Source organism: Leifsonia sp. SIMBA_070 (assembly GCF_046534635.1).
In the GTDB taxonomy this organism is placed as follows: domain Bacteria; phylum Actinomycetota; class Actinomycetes; order Actinomycetales; family Microbacteriaceae; genus Leifsonia.
Map to the genome: position 1 here is coordinate 2,025,598 of NZ_JAWRYK010000001.1, position 22,956 is coordinate 2,048,553.

Below are 22,956 nucleotides of genomic sequence, written 5' to 3' on the forward strand. Positions count from 1 at the left end.
CATTCGGGAATAGGATGTTCCCATGACTCCGGCCCGGAACGACGCGCACACCGATGCGCGGCGCGACGCACGACGCATCTCCGCTTCGCTGACCGACCCCCGGATCATCGACCCCCGGCAGGAGCTCGTCCGCCACGACGACCTCAGCGAGGAGGAGCTCGCGCAGATCGTCCGCGTGCTCACGGCGATGCGGGAGTGGCGCGAGGCCGACCAGCGGCTGAGCTTCGCCTCCCGGACCCACATGAAGCTCAACGAGACCGACATGCGCGCGCTGCGCTACATCATCGCGTCGATGAACAGCGGAGTCCCGGTCACCGCGGGCGCGCTCTCCGACCACCTCCACATCTCCACCGCCTCCACCACCAAGCTGCTGGATCGGCTGGAGCGCGCCGGACACGTCGAGCGGCGACCGCACCCCACGGACCGTCGCGCCGTCACGGTCGAGATCACCCCGGAGACCCACCGCGAGGTGCGCCGCACCATGGGGCTGCAGCACGCCCGGCGGTTCGAGGTGGTGCGGTCGCTGACCCCGCAGGACCGCGACACCGTCACGCGCTTCCTGCAGGACCTGAGCGCGACGACGCTGGCCCAGGCCGCGGAACCGGCATCGGCATCGGCATCGGCATCGGCCGAGCTCGACGGACACCGCCCGTCGAGTGGTGACTAGCTGTCGCAACTCGTCCGAAATAGGCGCATCTGCTCACGGCTCGACGGATGACGGATCGGGCCGGGTCACGCGGCTGGCCGCCTTCGGGTTCTCCGCCTCGTAGACGATGCGGTTCGCCATGCCGTTGAAGGTCACGCCGTGGAACGGCAGGATCGAGAACCAGTACAGCCGGCCCGAGAGGCCGCGCGGGAAGAACACCGCCCGCTGACGGTACTGCGAGCCGCCGCCCTCCCGGGGCCGGACCGCCAGCTCCAGCCAGGCACGACCGGGGACCCGCATCTCGGCGCGGAGCCGCAGGCTCCTTCCCCGCTCGATGCGCTCCACCCGCCACCAGTCGAGCGCGTCGCCGGTGTTGAGGTGGTCGGCGTCACGGCGCCCTCGGCGCAGCCCGACGCCGCCGACGAGCTTGTCCGCCCAGCCGCGCAGCGCCCAGGCGAGCGGGAATGAGTACCAGCCGCGCTCCCCGCCGATGCCCTCGACGACGCGCCAGAGGAGCTGCGCGTCGGCGGTGGAGTCCCGCTCGCGCAGGTCCGTGTACACGGTGTGACCGGACCAGTCCGGGTCGCTGGGCAGTGGGTCGCTCGGCGCGCCGGCGACGGACGCGTCCTGCCAGCTGGTCTCGACCTGGCCGGAACGCTCGCGCGCCAGGGCCAGCCGGACCGAGCGCCGGTAGCCGGTCAGACCCTCCGGAGGCGGCGGGATGACCGTGTCGATGGCGTGCTCGCGCATCACGCAGTCGTACTGCAGCGACTCGATGATCGGCACGGCCAGACTGCGAGGGATGGGAGTCACGAGGTTCACCCACTGCGACGCCAGCCAGGGCGTGAACACCGGCAGCGCTGCGATCGGGCGCTGCGGGAGCCCGGCCTCGAGCGCGTACGCGTTCATCATCTGCCCGTAGCGGAGGATGTCGGGACCGCCGATGTCGAAGGCGCGCGACACCTCCGGCGGCAGGTCGGCCGCGGCCAGCAGGTAGTGCAGGACGTCGCGGATGGCGATCGGCTGGATCCTGTTCCTCACCCAGCGCGGCGCGGGCATGTACGGCAGCACCTCGGTGAGGTGGCGGATCATCTCGAAGGAGGCCGAGCCGGAGCCGATCACGACGCCGGCCTGCAGCACGACCGTCGGCACACCCGAGTCGAGCAGGACGCGCCCCACCGCGACGCGCGAGCGCAGGTGACGCGAGAGCTCCCCGTCCGGGTGGAGGGCGCCCAGATAGACGATGCGCCGCACCCCCGCAGCTCGCGCGGCCTCCGCGACGGTGCGCGCTGCGTCGGACTCCTCCTCGTCGAAGTCGCCGCGCGCCCGCATCGAGTGGACGAGATAGTAGACGACATCCACGTCGGCGGCCGCCCGCTCGACCGCCGCAGGATCGTGGAGGTCGCCCTCCACCACCTCCACGTCGCCGGACCAGGGCACGTCGGTCAGCTTCTGCGGCGAGCGCGCGAGCACCCTGACCGCGTGCCCGCGGGCGAGCAGCCGGGGTACGAGCCGACCGCCGATATAGCCGGTCGCACCGGTGACGAGGACGCGGGAGGGAGCCATGGCGCCGAGGGTACGCCCGGATGCTGCGGCGCGGATGTTCGTGCAACGAATGCGGGTACGAGGATTCCGCGAACGTCATGTACGTTTTTGCGCATGGGCAAGCTCATCTACGGCGGAACCACCGAGATCGGTTTCGAGGACCGGGTCCTGGCGCACCTGCAGATCGTGATCGGGCTGAAGCTGCGGCGCAAGGAGGGGTTCTTCTTCTCGTGGCGCGACGAGCAGAACGTCGGCGACGGCCGCAGCGCCATCTGGATCGATCCCGCCATCCCCCTGCTGTTCCGCTACAGCGGAGGCCGTCATCCCCGCATCAACAAGAGCTGGCTGGAGCAGTTGACCCTCTCGTCGAACAGTTCGCAGGGCCTGCAGCTGACCGAGGAGATCGGCGCGCTCGGAGCCGACGAGGTCGACGCCGACTCCCCGCCCGGCCGCTGACCTCCCCCTGGACACGGAACGGCCCCGCACCGGATGGGTGCGGGGCCGTTCGCCGTTCGTACTGGCGGCTCAGCGGAGGTATTCGAGCAGCTCCGGGCAGCGCAGGCGCTTCAGGCTGCGGGTCTCGAGCTGGCGGACGCGCTCGCGCGTGATGCCGTAGACCTCGCCGACCTCGTCGAGCGTCATCGGCTTCTGCCCGTCGAGACCGAAGCGCATCCGCACCACCTTGGCGTCGCGCGGCGGGAGCTCCCGGAGGCGCTCCTCCAGGTCGCGGTGGCGGAACTCCACCTCGACGGCCTCCGGCGGGCCGGGGAAGTCGTCGTCCTCGATCAGGTCGCCGAGCTCGGCGCCCTCGTTCTCGCCCACCGGCACGGCCAGCGAGACGGTTTCGGAGTCGCTCATCTGCAGCTTGTGCACCTCGGCGGGGTCGAGGTTCGACGCCTCGGCCATCTCCTCCAGCGTGGGCGTGCGGCCCAGCTCTCCGCCCAGGTCGCGGCGGATGCGGTCCAGCTTGTCGATCTTCTCCACGGTGTGCACCGGGATGCGGATCAGGCGGGCCGTGTCGGCGATCCCGCGCAGGATCGACTGGCGGATCCACCAGGTGGCGTAGGTGGAGAACTTGTTGCCGGTGCGGTAGTCGAACTTCTCGACGGCGCGCACCAGGCCGAGGTTGCCCTCCTGGATCAGATCCATGACGGGGAGGCCGCGGCCGGCGTAGCGCTTGGCGATGCTGACCACCAGGCGCAGGTTGGCTTCGATGAAGCGCTCGAACGCACGCTTGCCGTCGTCGGCGAGGTACTGCAGTTCGCGCTTCTCGCGGGGCGTCAGTCCGGGGCGGACGGCCAGCCGCTCTCCGGCCAGCACTCCCACCTCGATCCGCTTGGCCAGGGCGACTTCTTCGTCGGCGGTCAGCAGGCGTGTCCGGCCGATGGAGTTGAGGTAGTCGCGTACCGGGTCGTTGGTCACTTCGAGCGTCGTCATCGTGTCATCCCATTCAGCCCGCGTACTCACGGGCACTGCCATCGTTGGTGCTCTCAGTCGGGTGTCCCGCAGACCATTTCTGGTCGGTGGGTCGTTAGCAACGATAAGCAGTGGCCCCTATCCCCCAACAAGGGGTTGACAGCAATGCTCGGGGTACGCTAATCGCGGTTCGGTGTGCGAAAAACGCATTTGTCAAGGCTCTGCCGGGGTACACACAGCACTCGTACAGTCCACCGGGTGACTGCTCACACGGACAACAAGGCGGCGTCGCTGAAGACGATCCGCACGACCATACCCGCACGCTTGGACCGTCTCCCCTGGTCCAAGTTCCACTGGCTCGTCGTCGTCGGGCTCGGGACGGTGTGGATCCTCGACGGGCTCGAGGTCACCATCGTCGGGGCGATCGGCAGCCGGCTCACCGAACCGGACAGCGGCCTCGGCCTGACCACCGCGCAGGTCGGTCTCGCCGCCGCCATCTACGTCTCCGGAGCCTGTGTCGGCTCCCTGGTGTTCGGCTACCTGACCGACCGATTCGGCCGGAAGCGGCTGTTCATCATCACCCTCGGCCTCTACCTGGTCGCGACGGTGCTGACGGCCTTCTCGTTCGCCCCGTGGATGTTCTTCCTGTTCCGGTTCCTCACCGGAGCGGGCATCGGAGGCGAGTACGCGGCCATCAACTCCGCCATCGACGAGCTCATCCCGGCCCGGCGCCGCGGCATGGTGGACCTCGCCATCAACGGCTCCTACTGGCTCGGCACGGCGTTCGGCGCGGTGCTGACCGTGTTCCTGCTGAACACGGCCATCTTCCCGCCGGACATCGGCTGGCGCATCGCGTTCGGCCTCGGCGCGGTGCTCGGCCTGGTCATCCTGCTGGTGCGCCGGAACGTGCCGGAGTCGCCGCGCTGGATGTTCATCCACGGCCGCGACGAGGAGGCCGAGAAGCTGGTCGGCGAGATCGAGGAGGGCGTGGAGGAGGAGACCCACGACCACCTGGAGAAGGTGCCGGACGACCGCGGCATCGAGATCCACCAGCGCCGCTCGACCGGTTTCGGGGAGATCGTCCGGGTGGCGGTGACCCAGTACCCGAAGCGGTTCGTTCTGGGCCTGTCGCTGTTCATCGGCCAGGCGTTCCTGTACAACGCCGTGTTCTTCACATACTCGCTCGTGCTGACCAAGCTGCTTCACGTGCCGGACGACGTGGCGCCGTGGGCGCTCGTCCCGATCGCGGTCGGCAACTTCCTCGGGCCGTTCCTGCTCGGCCGGCTGTTCGACTCGGTGGGCCGCCGCTTCATGATCACCCTGTCGTATGTCGGAAGCGGCGTGCTGCTGGTGGGCACGGCCATCCTGTTCGACGCGGGTGCACTGGACGCGTTCTGGCTGACGGCCTGCTGGATGGTCGTCTTCTTCTTCGCCTCGGCCGGAGCCAGCGCCGCCTACCTGACGGTGAGCGAGATCTTCCCGATGGAGACGCGGGCCATGGCGATCGCGTTCTTCTACGCGGTCGGGACCGGCATCGGCGGCATCATCGGCCCGATCCTGTTCGGGAACCTGATCGGCGGCGGCATCTCGGCGGTCTGCGTCGGCTACTTCATCGGCGCAGGGCTGATGATCGCGGCGGGGCTCGTGGAACTGTTCCTCGGCGTAGACGCGGAGGGCAAGTCCCTGGAGGACATCGCCGCTCCCCTGTCGGCCTCGACGAAGGCGCAATCGCCCTCCCGACGCTGACGAACTGCTGGTCCCGACATGCCGTTACGCCGGGAGGGTAACGGCATGTCGGGACCAGCAGTTCTCAGGAGAGCAGCTCCAGGAGGGCCGGCTCGGGAGCACGGCCGCCGGAGACGTCGATGACCTCGCCATTGCGGTAGCGGTCGAAGATGCGCGGGTCGATGTAGCTGTTGCGGGCGATCGCCGGCGTGTTGCCGAGCGCGGCGGCGGCCTCGTTGACCGCCGCACTGATCCGCTTCTTGCGCTGGCCGTCGGAGCCCGCGACACCCAGCTCGGCGAGGGCCTGCGCGGCGACGATGGTGCCGTGCAGCGTGCGGAAGTCCTTCGCGGTGAACTCGCCGCGCGTCTGCCGCCGGATGTACTCGTTCAGCGACGCCGGGCGGATGGTGTGCCAGGTGCCGTCCTTCCACGACAGCAGGCGGGAGCGCTGGCCGCGGAGCGCCTGGATCTGCCGGAGCAGCTCGGCGAGGTCCTCGTCGCTGATCGTGCTCGTCCAGCGCTGCGCCGACTTGGCCGGGAAGGTGAGCGTGATCTCGTCCCCGTCGATCCTCACATGCCGGCAGAGCAGCGTCGTGAGGCCACGGCTTCCGTTCGCGTGCAGGTACTCCTCGCTCCCGATGCGGACGCTGCCCAAGTCGATGATGCGGAACGCGGCGGCGAGGATGCGGTCGCGCCCGAACCCCTCCTGGCGCAGGTCCATCGTGACCTTCCGGCGGGCGGAGGGCAGCGTCTCGGCGAGCTGCGCCGCCCGCTCGAACTTGACGCGGTCCTGGTGCAGCCTCCAGGAGTCGTGGTAGCGGTACTGACGCCGGCCCGCTCCGTCGGTGCCGACGGCCTGGATGTGCCCGCGGGCGTCCGGCGAGATCCACACGTCCTGCCAGGCGGGAGGGATCACCAGCCCCCGGATGCGCTCCAGCTCGCGCTCGTCGACGATCCGGTTTCCCGCCTCGTCCTCGTAGACCGGCCCCGAGTCGGTCATCCTCCGGTGGTAGCCGGGGCCGGACGGGTTGCTGCGTTTCAGCCGCGTCACGCGGGCTTCTTCGCCGACTTCTTGGCCGGCTTCTTCGCTGCGGGTTTCTTCGCGGCGGGTTTCGAGGTCGACTTCGAGGTCGACTTCGACGACCGGCTGCGTTCGACGCTGCGCTGCAGCGCCTCCATCAGGTCGATGACCTCGCCGCCGCCCTTCTTCTCGGCCTCCTCCTCGCCGAAGGTGGCAGCGGTGTCGACGCTGTCGCCCTCCTCCAGCTTCGCGTCGATGAGCTTCTTCAGCTCCACCTGGTACTCGTCGGTGAACTTCTCCGGCTCGAAGTCGCCGGCGAAGCTCTCCATCAGGGCGCTCGACAGCTGCAGCTCGCGGTCCGAGATGCGCGGGGACTGGTCGAGCGACGGGAAGTCGGCCTCGCGGATCTCGTCGTGCCAGAGCAGGGTCTGCAGCACGAGCACGTTGCCGCGGACGCGCAGCGCGGCCAGCCGGGTCTTCTGGCGGAGGGCGAACTCCACGATGGCGGTCCGCTCCTCGTCCTCCAGCGTCTTGCGCAGCAGCGCGTACGCCTTCAGCGACTTCGAGTCCGGCTCCAGGTAGTAGCTGCGGTCGAACATCAGCGGGTCGAGCTGGTCGTTCGGCACGAACTCCACCACGTCGATCTCGCGGCTGCGCTCAGACGGGAGCGACGAGAGGTCCTCCGGCGTGAGGATGACGGTCCGCTCCCCGTCGTCGTACGCCTTGGCGATGTGCTCGTACGGGATCACCTTGCCGTCGATCTCGCAGCGACGCTGGTAGCGGATGCGGCCGCCGTCCTCGTCGTGCACCTGGTGCAGCGGGACGTCGTGATCCTCGGTTGCGCTGTACACCTTCACGGGCACGTTCACGAGTCCGAAGGTGATGGCGCCCGTCCAAATGGCCCTCATGTGCCCATCGTGTCCGGACTCAAGCCGCTTTTCAAGCAGCGATCAGGGAATCCACCGGTCGGAGACGCCCCGGGCGTACGGTGTGCCTATGGCCGCCCAGGACACCGAGGTCGTCGAGATCGACGGCCGCCGCCTCAAGCTGACCAACCTCGACAAGGTGATGTACCCGGAGACCGGGACCACCAAGGCAGACATCTTCGCCTACTACAACGCCGTCGCCGACGCCATGATCCCGCACGTGCGCGACCGCATTGCGACCCGCAAGCGCTGGGTGCACGGCGTGGGAACGCCCGACGACCCGGCCGAGGTGTTCTTCCAGAAGAACCTCGACCCCGCCTCCACGCCCGACTGGGTGCGCACGGCTTCCATCACCCACAAGACCAGCACGAACACGTACCCGCTGGTGAACGACCGCGCGACACTGATCTGGCTCGCGCAGATCGCTTCGCTGGAGATCCACGTGCCGCAGTGGCGCATCGACGGAAGCGGCGAGCGCGCCAATCCCGACCGGCTCGTCCTCGACCTCGACCCGGGCGAAGGCGTCACCCTGGCGGACTGTGCAGAGGTCGCCCGGCTGGCGCGCCCCATCCTGACCGGAATGGGGCTGGAGCCGTTCCCGGTGACCTCGGGCTCGAAGGGCATCCACCTCTACGCCGCACTGGACGGGTCGCAGACCAGCGACCAGATCTCGGCCGTCGCCCACGAGCTCGCCCGGGCGCTGGAGGCCGACCACCCCGACCTGGTCGTCAGCGACATGAAGAAGTCGCTGCGCGCCGGCAAGGTGCTGGTCGACTGGAGCCAGAACAACGGCGCCAAGACGACCATCGCGCCGTACTCGCTGCGCGGCCGCTTCGAGCCGACGGTCGCAGCGCCGCGCACCTGGCGGGAGCTGGCCGCGAAGGATCTGCACCACCTGGACTACCGCGAGGTGATGCAGCGGCTGAAGCGCCGGGGCGACCCGCTCGCCGAGCTGGACGGGCACGGCTCGCACGCGTCGCAGCCGGACCGGCTGTCCACCTACCGGTCCATGCGCGACGCCGGGAAGACGCCGGAGCCGGTGCCGGAGGAGCGACCGGAGGCTCGCGAGGGCCGCTCGTTCGTCATCCAGGAGCACCACGCCCGGCGCCTGCACTGGGACTTCCGGCTGGAGAACGACGGCGTCCTGGTCAGCTGGGCGCTGCCGAAGGGCACGCCGACCGACACGAAGCAGAACCACCTGGCCGTGCACACCGAGGACCACCCGCTGGAGTACGGGAGCTTCGCGGGCGACATCCCGCACGGCGAGTACGGCGCCGGCCACGTCGAGATCTGGGACCAAGGCGACTACGAGTTGGAGAAGTGGCGCGACGACGAGGTGATCGCGACGCTGCACGGGCAGCCGGACGGCGGGCTCGGCGGCGTGCCGCAGAAGTTCGCGCTGATCCGCACCGCACAGGGCGGAGACCAGAAGAACTGGCTGATCCACCGGATGAAGCCGGACCACGAGGAGGCGCACGCCGCCGCACCGGCCCGGGCGGAGCGGACCCCTGGACCGCCCATAACGGACGCACCGGTCTCCCCCATGCTCGCCACCCTCGGCTCGGCGGCCGACATCGCGGACGAGGACGAGTGGGCCTTCGAGATGAAGTGGGACGGCATCCGAGCGATCGCGGAGATCCGCGGCGGCCGGCTCCGCCTCACGACCCGCAACGGGAACGATGTGACCGTCACCTACCCCGACCTGGAGGGCCTGGTCGGCCTGGCAGGCGAGCACGACCTGGTCCTCGATGGCGAGATCGTCACCCTCAACGCGCAGGGCCGCCCCGACTTCGGCCTGCTGCAGACGCGGATGGGGCTGACCCGCCCGGCGGACGTGCAGTCCGCGCTCAAGCGCGCGCCCGCGCACTACATGGCCTTCGACGTGCTGGAGGTCGACGGGCAGAAGCACACGCGAGACCCCTACGACGAGCGACGCGCGCTTCTCCGGGAGGTGCTGCAGCCGGGACGCGGCGACCCGGTGCAGGTCCCTCCCGCGTTCGACGGCGACCTGCAGCACGCCATCGACTCCAGCCGGCAGCTCGGCCTCGAAGGGGTCATGGCCAAGCGCCGCGACGGCACGTACGCCACCGGCCGCCGCTCGCGCACCTGGATCAAGATCAAGCACCACCTGACCCAGGAGGTCGTCATCGGCGGCTGGACGCCCGGCAACGGCCGCCGCGCGAACACCATCGGCGCCCTCCTGCTCGGCATCCCGGACGGCGACACGCTGCGCTACGTCGGCAAGGTCGGCACGGGGTTCAGCGACCGCGCCCTCGACGACCTCACCGCGAAGCTCGCGCGGCACGAGCGGAAGACGAGCCCGATGGAGGGCGTCCCGTCGGCGGACGCGCGCGGCGCTCACTGGGTACGGCCGGACATCGTCGGCGAGGTGGAGTTCGCCGAGTGGACGGGACCCGGCAGGCTGCGGCAGCCGTCATGGCGGGGCCTGCGGCCGGACAAGCAGGCCGAGGAGGTCGTGCGCGAGAGCTGAGGCGACGCGGCCGGCCTGCGAGAGTCTGCGCGCGGCTACGGCGTCGGCGCGAGCGCGTCGTAGCGCCGGAACGACCCCTGGATGCGCACGACGACACCGACCAGCACCACGATCAGCAGACCGCCGAGCAGCGGAGGGAACCACAGCGCGCCGGTGAGCGCCAGCACGCCGATGTAGAGGTCGCCGAGCCGCGGACCGCCGGTCACCACGACGGTGAACACCCCCTGCAGCCGCCCGCGCATGACGTCTGGCGCGGACGCCTGCAGGATCGTCATCCGGAAGATCGAGCTGACGTTGTCGGCCGCGCCCGAGGCGGCCAGCATCACCGTCGCGACCAGCAGGGCCGGGAGGTTCGCCTGCGCGAGCGAGGCGCCGCCTCCCGCCGTGCCGGTGAAGGCGACGACCGCGAGCACGATCCCGAAGCCCAGGACGCTGGCGCCGTAGACGGTGATGGCCCGCTCGACCGCGCGGCCCTGCCAGCGCACGCCGCCGAGGCGACCGGAGAAGACGCTCGACACCAGGGTGCCGACCGCGCCGGCCGCGGTGAGGATGCCGACCGTGATCGGGCCGCCGCCGATCAGCAGGGCGCCGACAGCCGGGAACAGCGCCCGCGGCTGTCCGAAGGTCATGGCGATCACGTCGAGCACGAACGTCATGCTGAGGTTGGGCGCGGTCCGCAGGAACCGCAGCCCCTCCAGCACGGAGGCCAGGCCCGCGCCCTTCCGCTCGCCCTCCGGGACGATGGCGGGCAGCGTGAAGATGCCGAGGAACGCGGCCGTGAAGAGCACCGCATCCACCGTGTAGGTCCAGGGGATGCCGACCGTCGCGACGAGCAGACCGGCCAGGGCCGGACCGACGGTGACCATGACCCCCATGCTGATGCCGCCGAGCGCACTGGCGGCGGGAAGCAGGCGGACGGGCAGGAGGCGCGGGGTGATCGCCTGACGGGTGGCCCCGATCATCACACCGGCGACGGCGTTGACGGTCGTGATCACGTACAGCGGCCAGACGACGGACACGTGCGTCCAGGCGAGCAGCGCGAGCGACGCCGTCGACAGCCAGGCGACGATCGCGGTGATCAGGGCGACCTTCCGGCGGTCGAACGCGTCGGCCAGCACGCCGCCGTACAGGCCGAACACGATCATCGGGACGAGCGCGAACAATGCCACCAACGCGACGGCCAGCGTCGAGTGCGTGAGATCGAAGATGTGGAGCCCCACGGCCACGACGGTCATCTGCGTGCCGATGCCCGAGATCGCGCCGCCGAGCCAGAGGCGCGCGAACGCGGGTGACTCGCGCAGCGGCGAGAGGTCGACGAAGTGCCGGTGGTGCTCGGGCAGCGTCGGACCACTCGCCGCCGACGGAGTCGCCGGAGCGCTCGGGTCGGCGGAGGCGGTGGGGTCGGCGGTGCGGTCCGCCGGCTCCGCGGTCAGAACCGCGGCTGCTTGCTGAGGCGGACCGCCGCGGTGGAGAACACCACGCCCGCCAGCATGATCACGACGGTGATCGCCTGGAGCAGCACCTGGAAGAACGGAGCGAACGGGGTGACCGAGACCCAGAGCCAGAGGATGGCGCCGATCAGGGTGACCACGTAGCTGAACGTGCGACGGGCATACAGCGCGTTGAGCGACACCACGGTCGCAGCGACGGTCACCTGGAAGAACGGCAGGAACGCGTCGGCGTTGCCCGACCAGGTCGCGACCAGGCTGATGATGCCGATGACCAGCGACACCAGCACGACGAGAGTGGCGAGGAGGTTGCCCAGCGCACTCGGCAGGGTGGTGCTCAGGCTGCGGACCAGCGTGCCGTGCTCGTCGCTGCCGACGGCGTCGCGCTGCTGCTCATTGGGCTGGGAGATGACGTGCGTGCTCACGCCGTCGATCCTACCGCGGGCCCGCGGGGTCTGCCGGACCGGCAGCGTACATTTGCGGCATGGCCGCCTCCCGTCGCCGAGCCCGCTCGCGCCTCCCGCTCCCCGACCGCATCCGGCGCATCGATGCGGACGTCGCCGCCCGCATCAACGCCCGGACGACCGGGCCGGCGTCCGACCGGTTCTGGCGGGGCCTCACCCTCTTCGCGAACCACGGAAAGCTCTGGTTCGCGGCGGCCGCCGTGCTCCTGGCTCTCGGCCGGCCGCGCGCCGCCGCACGCGGACTCGCGTCGCTCGGTCTCGCCAGCCTCGTCGCGAACCTGGTCGGCAAGCGCCTCGTCGGCGGCGAGCGGCCGGCGCTGACCTCCATCCCCCTCGCCCGCCGCCTCCAGCGCTCTCCCACCTCGCCGTCGTTCCCGTCGGGCCACACGGCGAGCGCCGCCGCGTTCGCGATCGGTGTCGCGCTGGAGTGGCCCGCGGCCGGGGCCGCGCTGGCGCCGCTCGCCGCCGGGGTGGGCTACTCGCGGCTGCACACGGGCGCGCACTGGCTCTCCGACGTCGCGGGAGGTGCGGCGATCGGAGCGGGCGCCGCCCTGGCGCTCAAGGCGCTCGCACCGGCCGTGAAACGGGGCGTCCCGCGCGACCCGCCCACGGCCCGCATGGTCGAGCTTCCCGCGACCGAGACCGGCGAGGGCGTCTTCATCGTGGTCAATCCGGGCTCTGGGCGGGGTCTCGGACGCCCGGAGGCCGGTCCGCTGCTGCGCGAGAAGCTGCCGCGGGCGCGCATCCACGAGCTCGCTGAGGGGGACGAGATCGCGGAGCTGGTCCAGCGCGACCTCGGCTCCGCCACTCCCCCCGCGGTGCTCGGCGTGTACGGCGGAGACGGTACGGTCGCCGCCGTCGCCCGGCAGGCGATCGAGGCAGGGCTGCCCCTGCTGGTCTTCCCCGGCGGGACCTTCAATCACTTCGCCAAGGCTGCGCTGCTCGACTCGGTCGACGCCGCCCTCGACGCCCTGGCCGCGGGCAGCGGACGGGAGGTCGACGTCGCCGACCTGACCTTCGCAGACGGGCGCGAGGTCACGGTGCTCAACACGGCCTCCGTCGGCATCTACCCCTCGTTCGTCGAGGAGCGCGAGAAGCACGAGAAGCGCCTCGGCAAGCCGCTCGCGGCCCTGCTGGCGGCGATCCGTGTCGTCCGGCGCGGCGACCCGCTGCAGGTGCAGATCGACGGTGAGCCGCGCGCCGTCTGGTCGGTCTTCGTCGGCGTCGACCGGTACTACCCGGTCGCGGTGGCCCCGATCGAACGCCGTCGGCTGGACGACCACCTGCTCGACGTGCGCATCCTGTTCGCCGGCGGGACGCCGCGCACCCGTGGCGCGGTCGCCCTCGCCTTCGGAGGAAGGACGGACGCGCTGGCCGCCCGCCTGCCGTTCCTGCAGGGGCCGCCGGCGCTGGAGGCGCGGACCGTGCGCGAGATCACGATCGCGGCGGACGGCGACGACCCGGGCTACGCGCACGACGGCGAGGCGTCCACCGAGACGCCCGGGGAGCCGAAGCGGCTGACGATGCGGATGCGGCCGGCCGCTCTTCGGGTTTACTCGCCGCGGGCGTGAACCGGGGCCCGCGCGGTCAGCGGCGCTCCAGGACGCCCTTCACGTAGGCGGCCTGGCCGGCGTGCTGCAGGTCGTCGGAGATCACGCTGACCAGACGCACGGCGAGGGTGACGGGCGGATCCCAGTTCGTGTCGACGACGCGGCCCAGGTCGTCGTCGCCGATCGTCCGCAGGAACTCCTCCGTCCGACGGTGCACGGCTTCGTGGTAGCCGATGAGGTCGGTGGCGCTCGCACGCGCGAGCTCCGCCACGTCGTCGGAGCTGTGGCCGTACCCGGTGTCCGAGACGTCGAAGGGGAGGCCGAAGCGCTCCGCCCATCCCTCCTCCGTCCAGGCTTGCGGGCGGCCGGCGACGTCGGCGACGTGGTCGTCCTGGATCCGGGTCAGGTGCCAGACCAGCCAGGCGATGGAGTTGGCGTCCGGGTCCACCCGGCCGCCCAGCATGTCCGCGTCGAGCCCGCGGACGGTGCTCCGCACCAGGCCGGCGATCCGCCCGAAGGCGTCGATCAGAAGTTCGCGGCTCGCGGTCACGTGTTCTCCTCTCCCCTGCGCACCGTGCGTCTTCGCACCATACGCCGCCGCGAGCGCGCTTGCGGGTGCCGCCACGCGTGCCGCAGTGCGTGCCGCCGCAGCGTCAGGAGGTGGCGGGCACCCGCGCAGGCAGCGGCTGCGGCGCCGCCGGACCGACGTAGCGCGACGACGGGCGCAGGATCTTCCCGTCGGCCGCCTGCTCCAGGATGTGCGCCGTCCAGCCGACGACGCGAGCGGCGGCGAACGTCGGCGTGAACATCGAGCGTGGGAGGCCGCACAACTCCATAACGACGCCGGCGTAGAACTCGACGTTGGTGTGCAGCTCGCGGCCCGGCTTGAGCTCCGCGAGCAGCTCCTGCACCCGCCGCTCCACCTGGACCGCGAACTCGACCCGCGGTCCGCCCAGGCCTTCGGCGAACTCCCGCAGCATCCGTGAGCGGGGGTCCTCCGTCCGGTACACCGCGTGCCCGAACCCCATCACGCGGCCGCCCTCCGCCAGGGTCCGGTGCACCCACTCGTCGGTGCGGTCGGGCGTCCCGATCTCGTCGAGGGTGTCCAGCGCGCGGCTCGGCGCGCCGCCGTGGAGCGGTCCCGATAGGGCGCCGAGCGCTCCGCCCACCGCCGAGGCCAGATCGGCGCCGGTGGAGGCGATGACGCGGGCAGTGAACGTGGAGGCGTTGAAGCCGTGGTCGATGGCGGCGGTCATGTACGCACTCAGGGCCCGCTCGTGCTCACGGTCGGGCACACGCCCGGTGACCAGGTACAGGTAGCCGGCGACGGAGGCCAGGTCGTCATGGGGCGCGAGCGGCTCGCGTCCCTCGGCGAGCGCATGGAGGCTGGCCAGCAGCACCGGCGTGACCGCGGCGGCGCGGACGGCGTCGTCCAGGCGTTCCACCGGGCTCTCGTCGTACAGCGGCCGGATCCGGTCGGAGGCCGCGACCGCGGCGAGCGCCATGCGCAAGCCTGCCAGCGCGTCGCCCGCGGCCGTCAGCCGGGCGATCGACGGCAGCAGCGCCCGGACGTCCTCGGGAATGGTCCGGGCCGCGGCGATCCTGGCCCGGAACGCCTCCAGCTCGTCGGTGCCGGGCAGCGCGCCGAACAGCAGGAGGTGCCACGCCTCGTCGAAGGTGCGCTCGCGCGCCAGGTCCACCGCCGAGTACTGGCGGTAGTGGTAGAAGCCCTCGTGCCCGCGAACGTCCCCGAGCTCCGTGCGCGCGGCGACGACGTTCGTGAGGCCGCGCGGAACGTCGATGAGAGTGTCGTCCATCCTGTCCATATCGGTATGGTGAACTGGATTGAACACATCGTCAACGTTGATCGGATCAACATGGATGTCCTCCCGCGACTCACCGCCGAGCAGACCGCGGAACGTCTCGGCGTCAAACTCGAGACGCTGTACGCCTACGTGGCGCGCGGACGCCTGAGCCGCGAGCGGACCGCCGACGGGTCGAGCTTCGATCCGCTCGAGGTGGAGCGGTTCGCCGCAGCACGGCGGCGGCGTCCGGCGGTCGGCGGCGGCCACTCCGAGGGGCGGCCCCTCATGGTCATCGAGACGGGGTTCGCCCTGATCGAGGACGGCGAGCTGTACTACCGCGGCCGTCCGGTCGCCGAGCTTGCGGACGAGCCGTTCGAGACGGTTGCCCGCTGGGCGCTGGCCGGGGAGTGGGATGCCGGGGCGCGGTTCTCGCCGCCGGCCGGGATGGAGGCGGCACGCGCGGTCGCCGCCGCCCTGCCCGCTGCCGCCGGGGATCGCGACCGGCAGCTGGTCGCCGTGACCGCGTTGGCCTCGGCGGACCCGCTGCGCGCCTCCCTCGACCCGGCGACGGTGGCCACGGCCGCGGAACGGCTGGTGGCCGCGATGGTGGAGGTGCTGCCCGGGCGGGCGGGCGGAGGGGGCGGAGCGGACGTTGCAGACGGTGTTGGCGGCGCAGACGGCACAGACGGCGCAGACGGCGAAACTCACAGGAGTGCGTCCGCCGATGGCCTCCATCCGCTCCCGAAACGGCTCTTCTCGCGCCTCGCCACGCCCGCCTTCCCCACTGCAGGCGACCATCCCGACGACGGGGATGTCGCACTGCTCAACGCCGCCCTCGTCCTCCTGCTCGACCACGACATCGCGGTGTCGACGCTGGCGGCCCGAGCGGCGGCCTCCGCCCGGGCGACACCCTACGGGGTGGTGGTCGCGGGGCTCGGGGCGCTCGACTCCCCGCTGCACGGCAACGCCAGCCGGGCGGCGTACCGGCTGCTGGAACGGGTGCGCAGTGGCGAGGACGCGGCGCGAGCCGTCGCCGACACCGTGCTGACGGCGCACGGACCGGTCCCCGGCTTCGGGCAGCCGCTGTATCCGCAGGGAGACCCGCGGGCGCGCATCCTGCTCGGGATGCTCGCCGCCGACTCACGGCACGCCGCCGTCACCTCCGCCGTGGAGGCGGTGACCCGCGTGCTGCGCGACCGGACGGGCGCGCGTCCCAACGTCGACCTCGCCCTCGGCGCGCTGGCGCTGGCCTGCGGGATGGGCGACGACGCCGGCGAGGTGGTGTTCGCCACCGCCCGGACGGTGGGCTGGCTGGTGCACGCCCTCGACGAGTACGGCCGCCCGCCCCTCCGCCTGCGTCCCGTCGGCCGCTACGTCGGCCCCTGACCGCGGGCTCGCGCGCCCGGGCGATCGAGTGGTGACTCGATGCTCCTATTTCCCGCGAGTGGTGACATGATGTCACCACTCGCGGGAAGGATGGACGTCGCGTCAGCGGCGCAGGGCCTTGCGGGCCAGCCAGTTGCCGAGGAACTGCGCCGCCTGCACCAGCACCACGATCGTGATCACGGCGATCCACGTGACGGCCCAGTTGTAGCGCTGGTAGCCGTACGAGATCGCGAAGTCGCCCAGGCCTCCGCCGCCGATGCTGCCCGCGATGGCGGACAGGTCGACGATCGCCACGAAGATGAACGTGTACCCGAGGATCAGCGGGCCGAGCGCCTCGGGGATCAGCAGCGTCGTGATGATCCGCCACGGACTCGACCCCATCGCCCGGGCCGCTTCGATCACGCCGGGCTCGATGGTGACCAGGTTCTGCTCCACGATGCGCGAGATGCCGAACGTCGCCGCGATGGTCATCGGGAAGATCGCGGCCGGCGTGCCCAGGAAGGTGCCCAGCACCAGCTGCGTCAGCGGCGCGATCGCGGTCATGAAGATGATGAACGGGATGGGCCGGATGAAGTTCACGACCACGTTGAGGACCGTGAACAGCGCGCGGTTCTCCAGCAGCCCGCCGCGCCGCGTCGTGTACAGCAGCACACCGAGCGCGAGCCCGAGCACGCCGCCGAGCACGAGGGTCGCGACGACCATCCACAGCGTCTGCCCGATGGACTGCAGGTACACCGGCCACAGCGTCGACCAGTCGGTCATGCGGCCACCTCCTCGACCTCGGTGACGGCGCGGAGCTCGGCGATCAGCGCATCCACGTCGGCCGGCTCACCGAGCAGCTCGAGCGTCAGACTGCCGAACGAGCGGCCCTGCAGCGCCGAGATGCCGCCGTAGACGATCTCGAAGCGCACGTTGTGGCGGCCCACCGCGTCGGAGAGCACCGACCCGAGCCGGCCGTCGTCCTGGATGCGCGCCGAGACGATCCGCCCCGAGTGCTTGCCGCGCAGGCGCTCGATGTCCGCCTCCCCCGGCTGGTTGCGCAGCACGGTGCCGACGAAGCGCTGAGCCGTGGGGGTCTGCGGGTTCGAGAAGACCTCGAAGATGCTGCCCGACTCGATCACCCGTCCGGCATCCAGCACAGCGACGCGGTCGGCGATCGACCGCACCACCTCCATCTCGTGCGTGATGACCACGATGGTGACGCCGAGCTCCTCGTTGACGCGTTTCAGCAGGGCGAGCACGTCGGAGGTGGTCTCCGGGTCGAGGGCGCTGGTCGCCTCGTCGGCGAGCAGGATGTCCGGGTTGGTCGCCAGAGCGCGGGCGATGCCCACCCGCTGCTTCTGGCCTCCCGACAGCTGGTCGGGGTAGCTCCACGCCTTGTCGGTGAGCCCGACGAAGGCGAGCAGCTCGGCCACCCGCTGCTTGCGCTTGTCGGCCGGCCAGCCCGCGACCTTGAGCGGATACGCGACGTTGCCGAACACGGTCCGCGAGCGGAACAGGTTGAACTGCTGGAAGATCATCCCGATCCCGGCGCGGACCCGGCGCAGGTCCCGCTCCTTCAGCGTGGTCAGGTCTCGGCCGTCGACGATCACCGACCCGGAGCTCGGATGCTCCAGTGCGTTGATCAGCCGCACCAGCGTGCTCTTGCCCGCACCCGAGTAGCCGATGATGCCGAAGATCTCGCCGCGGCCGATCGTCAGGTCGAGATCGTCGACCGCCGGAACCGCGGCGTCACCGGAGCCGAAGCTTTTGGTGACGCCGCGGAACTCGATGATCGGCGCTGCGCTGTCGCGAACCGCCACTACTGGGCCGCCCGGATGGTCTTCTTGAGCCCGTCGAGGATGCCGGTCAGGTCGGAACCGCTGCGGTCGACGATCACGGCGGTGTTCTTCGACTCCGCGAGAACCGAGTCGGTGACGGCCTTGCTGTGGTAGAGCTTCACGATCTTCTGGTAGGTCGCGTTGTCCTTGTCCTTCGCGCGGGCCACGAACGCGTTGATGTACGGCTCGGCGGTCTTCGACTTCGGGTCGTCCTGGAACAGCGCCGACTTCGGGTCGATGCCCGCGGTGAGGGCGAAGTTGTTGTTGATGATCGCGCCGTCGGCGGAGCCGAGCGCCGGAGCCGTCTGCTCTGCGGCCACGGGGATGACGGTCACCGTGGAAGCCGAGGCGTCGATGTCGGCCGGCGTGGCGAGCGTGTTGCCGCCGTTCTTCAGCTTCAGGAGGCCGGCCTTCTGCAGCACGAGCAGCGCGCGCGCCTGGTTGGTGGCGTCGTTCGGGATGGCGATCGTGCCGCCCTGCGGGATGTCCTGCAGGCTCTTGTGCTTGGTCGAGTACAGCGGCAGCGGAACGACCAGCGTGGAGCCGACGGGCACCAGGTCCTGCTTGGCCTGCACGTCGTAGTTGGCGAGGAACTGCAGGTGCTGGAACAGGTTCAGGTCGAGCTGGCCGTCGGCGAGCGCCGGGTTCGCCTGCGTGTAGTCGCGGAAGTTCACCGTCTGGATGTCGATGCCCTCCTTGGCCGCCGCCTTCTTCAGCACGCCCCAGTACGGCGAGGACGCTTCGGTGGTGCCGATCTTGACCGTGACGGTCTTCGCGGTGGCGGCTCCGGAACCGGTCAGGTTCACGACGACGAGGACGACCGCGACGATGACCGCGACGACGGCGATGCCGATGCCGACGAACCAGCCGGTGCGGGAGCGCTTCGGCTTCTCCGGCAGCGCGGGGGTGGACGGGGTGGCGTCGGACATGGCTGTGCCTCTCGTGAAGGTGGGGGTGGGGGTGGGCCGGCGCTCGGTTGGCGGCTCCTTCGAGCCTCCCCCGAGCGGCCAGGCGCGTCAAAACGTCTTGCGAAATATGACGCGCGCCGTTCACCCGGGCACTCTTACGACGGGCGTGGGCCGCGCGTAGTGTGAGTCGCGTCGGCGCGCCTGCGGGCGCTCTGCGGACGACGGAACGACGGGAGACGGCATGAGCGACATCAACGACGACGACATCAGCACCGAGGCGGTCGGCGGCGGCGAAGGCCCCGCGGACGGCGGAGCCAGCGCGGGCGGACACGACGGCGGAGCCGACGGCTCGGCCGGCGGCGGCGGGGAAGGCCCTGCAGATGGCGGAGCCAACGCGGGCGGACACGACGGCGGAGCGGACGGCTCGGCGGGCGAAGGCACCGCCGACGGCGGCGCGAACGCCGGCGGACACGACGGCGGAGCCGACGGGTCCGCTTAATGACGACGGACGGGCGCGGACCGGGCGACCGGTCCGCGCTTTCGCGTTGCGTGCCGGTCGACCGGGAGCGGTTCGCCACCGAGAAGTGGGGGCGCAGTCCGGTGTTCACCCGCGCCGCTGACCTGTCCGGAGGGTTCTCCGACCTGTTCAGCCTGGATGCGGTGGATGAGCTGGTGTCGTCCCGCGCCCTCCGTACGCCGTTCGTCCGGATGGCGAAGGAGGGCGCCGTGCTCCCGCCGTCGCGGTTCTCGGGGCCGGGAGGTTTCGGCGCCGAGGTGGGCGACCAGCTCGACTCCGCGAAGGTGCTCACCGAGTTCGCGGACGGCGCCACGCTCGTGCTGCAGGGGCTGCACCGCACCTGGCCTCCGATCGCCGAGTTCTCGCGGCGTCTCGCGTCGGAGCTCGGGCATCCCGCCCAGGTGAATGCGTACATCACCCCGGCGTCGTCGCGCGGATTCGACCCGCACTACGACGTGCACGACGTCTTCGTGCTGCAGATCGCCGGCGAGAAGCACTGGCGGATCCACGAGCCGGTGCACACGGATCCCCTGCGCGACCAGCCGTGGAGCGATCACCGCGACGAGGTGGCGGCGCAAGCTGCGGGTACCCCGGCGATCGACGAGACGTTCCGGCCGGGCGACGCTCTGTACCTGCCGCGGGGCTGGATCCACTCCGCCGAGGCGCTGGGAGGCGTCTCCGTTCACCTGACCATCGGCGTGGCGGCGTACACGCGGAACGACGTGGTGCAGGAGGCGGTGGCTCGCGCCGCGGACACCGCTGCACTCCGCGCTTCGCTCCCACTGGGTTTCGACCCGTCGGATCGCACCGCGGTCGAACCCGTGGTGGAACAGACGGTGGAGGCGCTCATCGCAGCGCTCGGCGATCCCGCGACCCGCTCCGCGATCGTGGATGCTGTGGCGGACAGCCTGCGCCGACGCGGTCGTGCCGACTCGCCGCCCGCACCCGTGCGGCCATTGGCGACCCTCGCCTCCGCCGACGCGCTGGGTCCGCAATCGAGGGTCGTCGCCCGTCCTGGGCTCTCCGCCGACGTGACCGTCGAGGTGGAGACGGTGACCGTCCGGCTGCCCGCCAAGCGGGTGGCCCTGCCGATCGCCGCCCTGGGGGCCGTCGACCGGCTGCTCGACGGTCGCCCCGTGGCGATCGCGGAACTGCCGCTCGACGAACGATCGGCGGTGGTGGTGGCCCGGCGGCTCCTGCGCGAGGGGGTGCTCGTGGTCGCGGATGGCGCCGTCGCGGGTGCTGATGCGGATGCCGATCCCGACACATACGCCGCCGGGGATGCCGCGGACGATGCCGGTGTGTCGTCGGACGGCGAGCGGAGCGCCACGGCCGACTTCGGGACCGCGACGGCCACGTGACAGACGCAGCTCCCTCCGGTGATGCCGGCGCGCTGCCCGGCTGGCTGCCGTGCAGCGATCGGGCGGTCGACCGGCGCGACCCGCTGCCCGGTACGGCGGGGTTCGGCGAGCGGTGGCTGCTCGTGGAGATCGAGAGCGCCTGGGGACGCCACGCGTTCTTCGACTCCGCCCTGGACCCCGCACTCGGCGCCGCGATCGTCTCCCGAGCAGAGGAAGCAGGGATCCGGCCCCTGGCCATCCGCCGCACCCGGCTGCGCGCCCCGCTCCGGAGGGAGCAGTCGTCGTGGCGCTGGGCGCTGGTGGACTGCCGCCCGGGGCGCGAGAGCATCCGCTGGGGGCGCGTCGACGACCCGGAGGAGCTGCGGGCGCTCCCCCTCGACGGCTCCGCCGGCGAGCCGAGCGACGCTCCTCTCTACGCCGTCTGCACGCACGCCCGGCACGACCAGTGCTGCGCCGTCCGCGGCCGCCCGGTGGTGGAGACCCTGGCCGCAGCGCATCCCGAGCTGACGTGGGAGTGCTCGCACCTCGGTGGCGACCGGTTCGCCGCGACGATGATCGCCTTCCCGCACGGGCTGCTCTACGGTCGCCTCCTGCCCGACGAGGCGCTGACGGTGGTGGAGCGCCACGCCGAAGGACGGGTGGTGGCGGACCGGCTCCGCGGCCGCACCTCCCTCACCACGGTGGCGCAGGCAGCGGAGGCGTTCGCGCGGACAGCGACGGGCGATGATCGGATCGACGCCTTCCGGGTGGCGGGCGAGCACCCGCATCCCCACGGCTGGAGGGTCGAGCTGGCCCATGGCGCCGACCGGCTCACGGTCGAGGTGGGCGAACAGCTGTCGGAGCCGATGCTGAGCACCTGCACCGCGACGATCGCCCACCCCGTGCGCGAGTTCGTGCCCGTCTCGGTCTCAGCGGCCGGAGTGTGACGGACGTGGGGTCTGCTCAGGCGTTCTGAGGAGCAGGCGCCGACTGCAGGATCCGCACCATGTTGCCGGACGGATCGCGGAAGGCGCAGTCGCGCGGACCCCACGGCTGGTCGATCGGCTCCTGGAGGACTTCGGCTCCGGCCGCGCGCACGCGCTCGAATGCGGTGTCGAGGTCGTCGGTGCGGAACACGATCGGGCTCATCGAGCCTTTCACGACGAGTTCCTGGAGGGCGTCGCCGTCGGCCTTCGAGCGGCCGGCATGCGGGTCGCTGAGGACGACGGCGGCGCCTTCGTCGCCGGCGACGCCGAGGGTGATCCAGCGGTGTTCGCCGGAGTGGACGTCTTGGATGACGTCGAGGCCGAGGGCGTCGCGGTAGAAGGCGAGCGACTCCTCGGGGTCGAGGACGGTGATCTGCGAGTACTGAAGTGAAACGGTCATGATTCGACTCTAGGAACGACGCAACGGGCGCGCTTCTCCAAAACTGCTTTGTCTGGAGAAGTCGCCGAATGAGCCTTCTGTGGAGGGAATCGGCCGCACCGGCCGCATCGGCCCCATCGGCCGCACCGGCCGCTCAGGCGCGCGAGCGCACCGGCCGGGTCCGCTGCTTCGCGATGCAGTCAGGCATGGCCCGCACGGCATCGTGCTCGCGGGTCCTGTACTCGGTCGGCGTCATCCCGACGACCTCGGTGAATTTGGAACTGAACGAGCCGAGTGAGGTACAGCCGACGGCCATGCAGGCGTCGGTGACGCTCATCCCGCCGCGCAGCAGGGCCATCGCCCGTTCGATGCGCCGGGTCATGAGGTAGCTGTAGGGGGTCTCGCCGTACGCGGCCCGGAACCGGCGGGAGAAGTGCGCAGGCGACATGAACGCGCGGGAGGCCATGGTCGGCACATCGAGCGGCTTGGCGTAGTCGCGGTCGATCAGATCCCGTGCTCGGCGCAGGTGAACGAGCGTCTGCAGCTCCTCCGGTGACACGGGTCGAGCGTAACACCGGCGCGC

At 71.2% G+C, this 22,956-nt stretch carries 22 protein-coding genes; 9 read left to right on the forward strand and 13 right to left on the reverse strand.

The features are described from left to right. Positions 1–22 precede the first annotated feature (22 nt). The gene (locus tag SB754_RS09550; protein ID WP_410782087.1) at positions 23–667 is read left to right on the forward strand and encodes a MarR family winged helix-turn-helix transcriptional regulator; all 645 of its coding nucleotides are present in this window, start codon (positions 23–25) and stop codon (positions 665–667) included. Between the two features lie 33 nt (positions 668–700). On the opposite strand, the gene SB754_RS09555 is transcribed toward SB754_RS09550, so the two are convergent. After that, positions 701–2,212, reverse strand: coding sequence for an SDR family oxidoreductase (locus SB754_RS09555; RefSeq protein WP_410782088.1), 1,512 nt, complete (start codon positions 2,210–2,212; stop codon positions 701–703). Between the two features lie 93 nt (positions 2,213–2,305). On the opposite strand from SB754_RS09555, the gene SB754_RS09560 reads away from it, so the two are divergent. Beyond that, positions 2,306–2,647: an ATP-dependent DNA ligase gene (locus SB754_RS09560; protein WP_410782089.1), complete on the forward strand. Its 342-nt coding sequence runs from the start codon at positions 2,306–2,308 to the stop codon at positions 2,645–2,647. A 69-nt stretch (positions 2,648–2,716) separates the two neighbouring features. Here the strand turns inward: SB754_RS09560 and SB754_RS09565 are convergent, their stop codons facing one another. Next, a complete protein-coding gene (locus tag SB754_RS09565) occupies positions 2,717–3,628 on the reverse strand; it encodes a sigma-70 family RNA polymerase sigma factor (protein ID WP_410782091.1) in 912 nt (303 codons plus the stop codon). A 303-nt stretch (positions 3,629–3,931) separates the two neighbouring features. Here SB754_RS09565 and SB754_RS09570 point away from each other — a divergent pair, with 303 nt between their 5' ends. Continuing rightward, on the forward strand, positions 3,932–5,353 hold the full coding sequence (locus SB754_RS09570; RefSeq protein WP_410783296.1) for an MFS transporter: 1,422 nt from the start codon (positions 3,932–3,934) through the stop codon (positions 5,351–5,353). Positions 5,354–5,417: 64 nt separating this feature from the next. Here the strand turns inward: SB754_RS09570 and SB754_RS09575 are convergent, their stop codons facing one another. Next, the gene (locus SB754_RS09575; RefSeq protein ID WP_410782093.1) at positions 5,418–6,383 is read right to left on the reverse strand and encodes a DNA topoisomerase IB; all 966 of its coding nucleotides are present in this window, start codon (positions 6,381–6,383) and stop codon (positions 5,418–5,420) included. After that, the gene (locus SB754_RS09580; protein WP_410782094.1) at positions 6,380–7,261 is read right to left on the reverse strand and encodes a Ku protein; all 882 of its coding nucleotides are present in this window, start codon (positions 7,259–7,261) and stop codon (positions 6,380–6,382) included. The genes SB754_RS09575 and SB754_RS09580 overlap by 4 nt, the downstream gene beginning before the upstream one ends. A gap of 88 nt (positions 7,262–7,349) precedes the next feature. On the opposite strand from SB754_RS09580, the gene SB754_RS09585 reads away from it, so the two are divergent. Beyond that, on the forward strand, positions 7,350–9,770 hold the full coding sequence (locus SB754_RS09585) for an ATP-dependent DNA ligase (protein ID WP_410782095.1): 2,421 nt from the start codon (positions 7,350–7,352) through the stop codon (positions 9,768–9,770). A gap of 35 nt (positions 9,771–9,805) precedes the next feature. Here the strand turns inward: SB754_RS09585 and SB754_RS09590 are convergent, their stop codons facing one another. Beyond that, on the reverse strand, positions 9,806–11,110 hold the full coding sequence (locus SB754_RS09590; protein ID WP_410783297.1) for an MFS transporter: 1,305 nt from the start codon (positions 11,108–11,110) through the stop codon (positions 9,806–9,808). Between the two features lie 89 nt (positions 11,111–11,199). Further along, positions 11,200–11,643, reverse strand: a complete 444-nt coding sequence (locus tag SB754_RS09595) for a hypothetical protein (protein ID WP_410782096.1) — start codon at positions 11,641–11,643, stop codon at positions 11,200–11,202. A 59-nt stretch (positions 11,644–11,702) separates the two neighbouring features. Between SB754_RS09595 and SB754_RS09600 the strand changes: the two genes are divergently transcribed. Beyond that, the gene (locus SB754_RS09600; RefSeq protein ID WP_410782097.1) at positions 11,703–13,253 is read left to right on the forward strand and encodes a bifunctional phosphatase PAP2/diacylglycerol kinase family protein; all 1,551 of its coding nucleotides are present in this window, start codon (positions 11,703–11,705) and stop codon (positions 13,251–13,253) included. A 16-nt stretch (positions 13,254–13,269) separates the two neighbouring features. On the opposite strand, the gene SB754_RS09605 is transcribed toward SB754_RS09600, so the two are convergent. Then, the gene (locus tag SB754_RS09605) at positions 13,270–13,782 is read right to left on the reverse strand and encodes a mycothiol transferase (protein WP_410782098.1); all 513 of its coding nucleotides are present in this window, start codon (positions 13,780–13,782) and stop codon (positions 13,270–13,272) included. Positions 13,783–13,885: 103 nt separating this feature from the next. Further along, positions 13,886–15,058 (reverse strand): citrate synthase, encoded by a 1,173-nt coding sequence (locus tag SB754_RS09610; protein ID WP_410782099.1) that lies wholly within the window; start codon positions 15,056–15,058, stop codon positions 13,886–13,888. A 6-nt stretch (positions 15,059–15,064) separates the two neighbouring features. Here SB754_RS09610 and SB754_RS09615 point away from each other — a divergent pair, with 6 nt between their 5' ends. After that, positions 15,065–16,423 carry a citrate/2-methylcitrate synthase gene (locus SB754_RS09615; protein WP_410782100.1) on the forward strand — a complete coding sequence of 453 codons (1,359 nt, stop codon included), beginning with the start codon at positions 15,065–15,067 and terminating at the stop codon, positions 16,421–16,423. A 102-nt stretch (positions 16,424–16,525) separates the two neighbouring features. On the opposite strand, the gene SB754_RS09620 is transcribed toward SB754_RS09615, so the two are convergent. Genes SB754_RS09620 through SB754_RS09630 form a run of 3 tightly spaced genes read right to left on the reverse strand, consistent with a single transcriptional unit; the run spans position 16,526 to position 19,172 of the window. Next, entirely contained in the window at positions 16,526–17,185 is a 660-nt protein-coding gene (locus SB754_RS09620; protein WP_410782101.1) for a methionine ABC transporter permease, read from the reverse strand. Beyond that, positions 17,182–18,225: a methionine ABC transporter ATP-binding protein gene (locus tag SB754_RS09625; RefSeq protein ID WP_410782102.1), complete on the reverse strand. Its 1,044-nt coding sequence runs from the start codon at positions 18,223–18,225 to the stop codon at positions 17,182–17,184. The genes SB754_RS09620 and SB754_RS09625 overlap by 4 nt, the downstream gene beginning before the upstream one ends. Continuing rightward, the gene (locus SB754_RS09630; RefSeq protein ID WP_410782103.1) at positions 18,225–19,172 is read right to left on the reverse strand and encodes a MetQ/NlpA family ABC transporter substrate-binding protein; all 948 of its coding nucleotides are present in this window, start codon (positions 19,170–19,172) and stop codon (positions 18,225–18,227) included. Before SB754_RS09630 ends, SB754_RS09625 begins: the two co-directional genes overlap by 1 nt. Before the next feature lie 220 nt (positions 19,173–19,392). Here SB754_RS09630 and SB754_RS09635 point away from each other — a divergent pair, with 220 nt between their 5' ends. From SB754_RS09635 to SB754_RS09645, 3 genes are read left to right on the forward strand one after another with little or no spacing between them, the layout of a single operon-like run. Beyond that, positions 19,393–19,650, forward strand: coding sequence for a BatC protein (locus tag SB754_RS09635; RefSeq protein WP_410782104.1), 258 nt, complete (start codon positions 19,393–19,395; stop codon positions 19,648–19,650). Next, a complete protein-coding gene (locus SB754_RS09640) occupies positions 19,650–21,029 on the forward strand; it encodes a cupin domain-containing protein (protein WP_410782105.1) in 1,380 nt (459 codons plus the stop codon). The genes SB754_RS09635 and SB754_RS09640 overlap by 1 nt, the downstream gene beginning before the upstream one ends. Continuing rightward, a complete protein-coding gene (locus SB754_RS09645) occupies positions 21,026–21,955 on the forward strand; it encodes a sucrase ferredoxin (RefSeq protein ID WP_410782106.1) in 930 nt (309 codons plus the stop codon). The genes SB754_RS09640 and SB754_RS09645 overlap by 4 nt, the downstream gene beginning before the upstream one ends. 16 nt (positions 21,956–21,971) lie before the next feature. Here SB754_RS09645 and SB754_RS09650 read toward each other — a convergent pair whose 3' ends face one another. Continuing rightward, positions 21,972–22,394: a VOC family protein gene (locus tag SB754_RS09650; protein WP_410782107.1), complete on the reverse strand. Its 423-nt coding sequence runs from the start codon at positions 22,392–22,394 to the stop codon at positions 21,972–21,974. 133 nt (positions 22,395–22,527) lie between these two features. Then, positions 22,528–22,932, reverse strand: a complete 405-nt coding sequence (locus tag SB754_RS09655; RefSeq protein ID WP_410782108.1) for a helix-turn-helix transcriptional regulator — start codon at positions 22,930–22,932, stop codon at positions 22,528–22,530. Positions 22,933–22,956: the final 24 nt, after the last annotated feature.

Excerpts from the sequence above, each read along its gene's own strand:
- SB754_RS09630 (WP_410782103.1), bottom strand. The coding sequence starts at position 19,172 with ATGTCCGACGCCACCCCGTCCACCCCCGCGCTGCCGGAGAAGCCGAAG.
- SB754_RS09600 (WP_410782097.1), top strand. The coding sequence starts at position 11,703 with ATGGCCGCCTCCCGTCGCCGAGCCCGCTCGCGCCTCCCGCTCCCCGAC.
- SB754_RS09640 (WP_410782105.1), top strand. The coding sequence starts at position 19,650 with ATGACGACGGACGGGCGCGGACCGGGCGACCGGTCCGCGCTTTCGCGT.
- SB754_RS09615 (WP_410782100.1), top strand. The coding sequence starts at position 15,065 with ATGGTGAACTGGATTGAACACATCGTCAACGTTGATCGGATCAACATG.
- SB754_RS09635 (WP_410782104.1), top strand. The coding sequence starts at position 19,393 with ATGAGCGACATCAACGACGACGACATCAGCACCGAGGCGGTCGGCGGC.
- SB754_RS09580 (WP_410782094.1), bottom strand. The coding sequence starts at position 7,261 with ATGAGGGCCATTTGGACGGGCGCCATCACCTTCGGACTCGTGAACGTG.
- SB754_RS09560 (WP_410782089.1), top strand. The coding sequence starts at position 2,306 with ATGGGCAAGCTCATCTACGGCGGAACCACCGAGATCGGTTTCGAGGAC.
- SB754_RS09585 (WP_410782095.1), top strand. The coding sequence starts at position 7,350 with ATGGCCGCCCAGGACACCGAGGTCGTCGAGATCGACGGCCGCCGCCTC.
- SB754_RS09555 (WP_410782088.1), bottom strand. The coding sequence starts at position 2,212 with ATGGCTCCCTCCCGCGTCCTCGTCACCGGTGCGACCGGCTATATCGGC.
- SB754_RS09550 (WP_410782087.1), top strand. The coding sequence starts at position 23 with ATGACTCCGGCCCGGAACGACGCGCACACCGATGCGCGGCGCGACGCA.
- SB754_RS09610 (WP_410782099.1), bottom strand. The coding sequence starts at position 15,058 with ATGGACAGGATGGACGACACTCTCATCGACGTTCCGCGCGGCCTCACG.
- SB754_RS09620 (WP_410782101.1), bottom strand. The coding sequence starts at position 17,185 with ATGACCGACTGGTCGACGCTGTGGCCGGTGTACCTGCAGTCCATCGGG.
- SB754_RS09565 (WP_410782091.1), bottom strand. The coding sequence starts at position 3,628 with ATGACGACGCTCGAAGTGACCAACGACCCGGTACGCGACTACCTCAAC.
- SB754_RS09650 (WP_410782107.1), bottom strand. The coding sequence starts at position 22,394 with ATGACCGTTTCACTTCAGTACTCGCAGATCACCGTCCTCGACCCCGAG.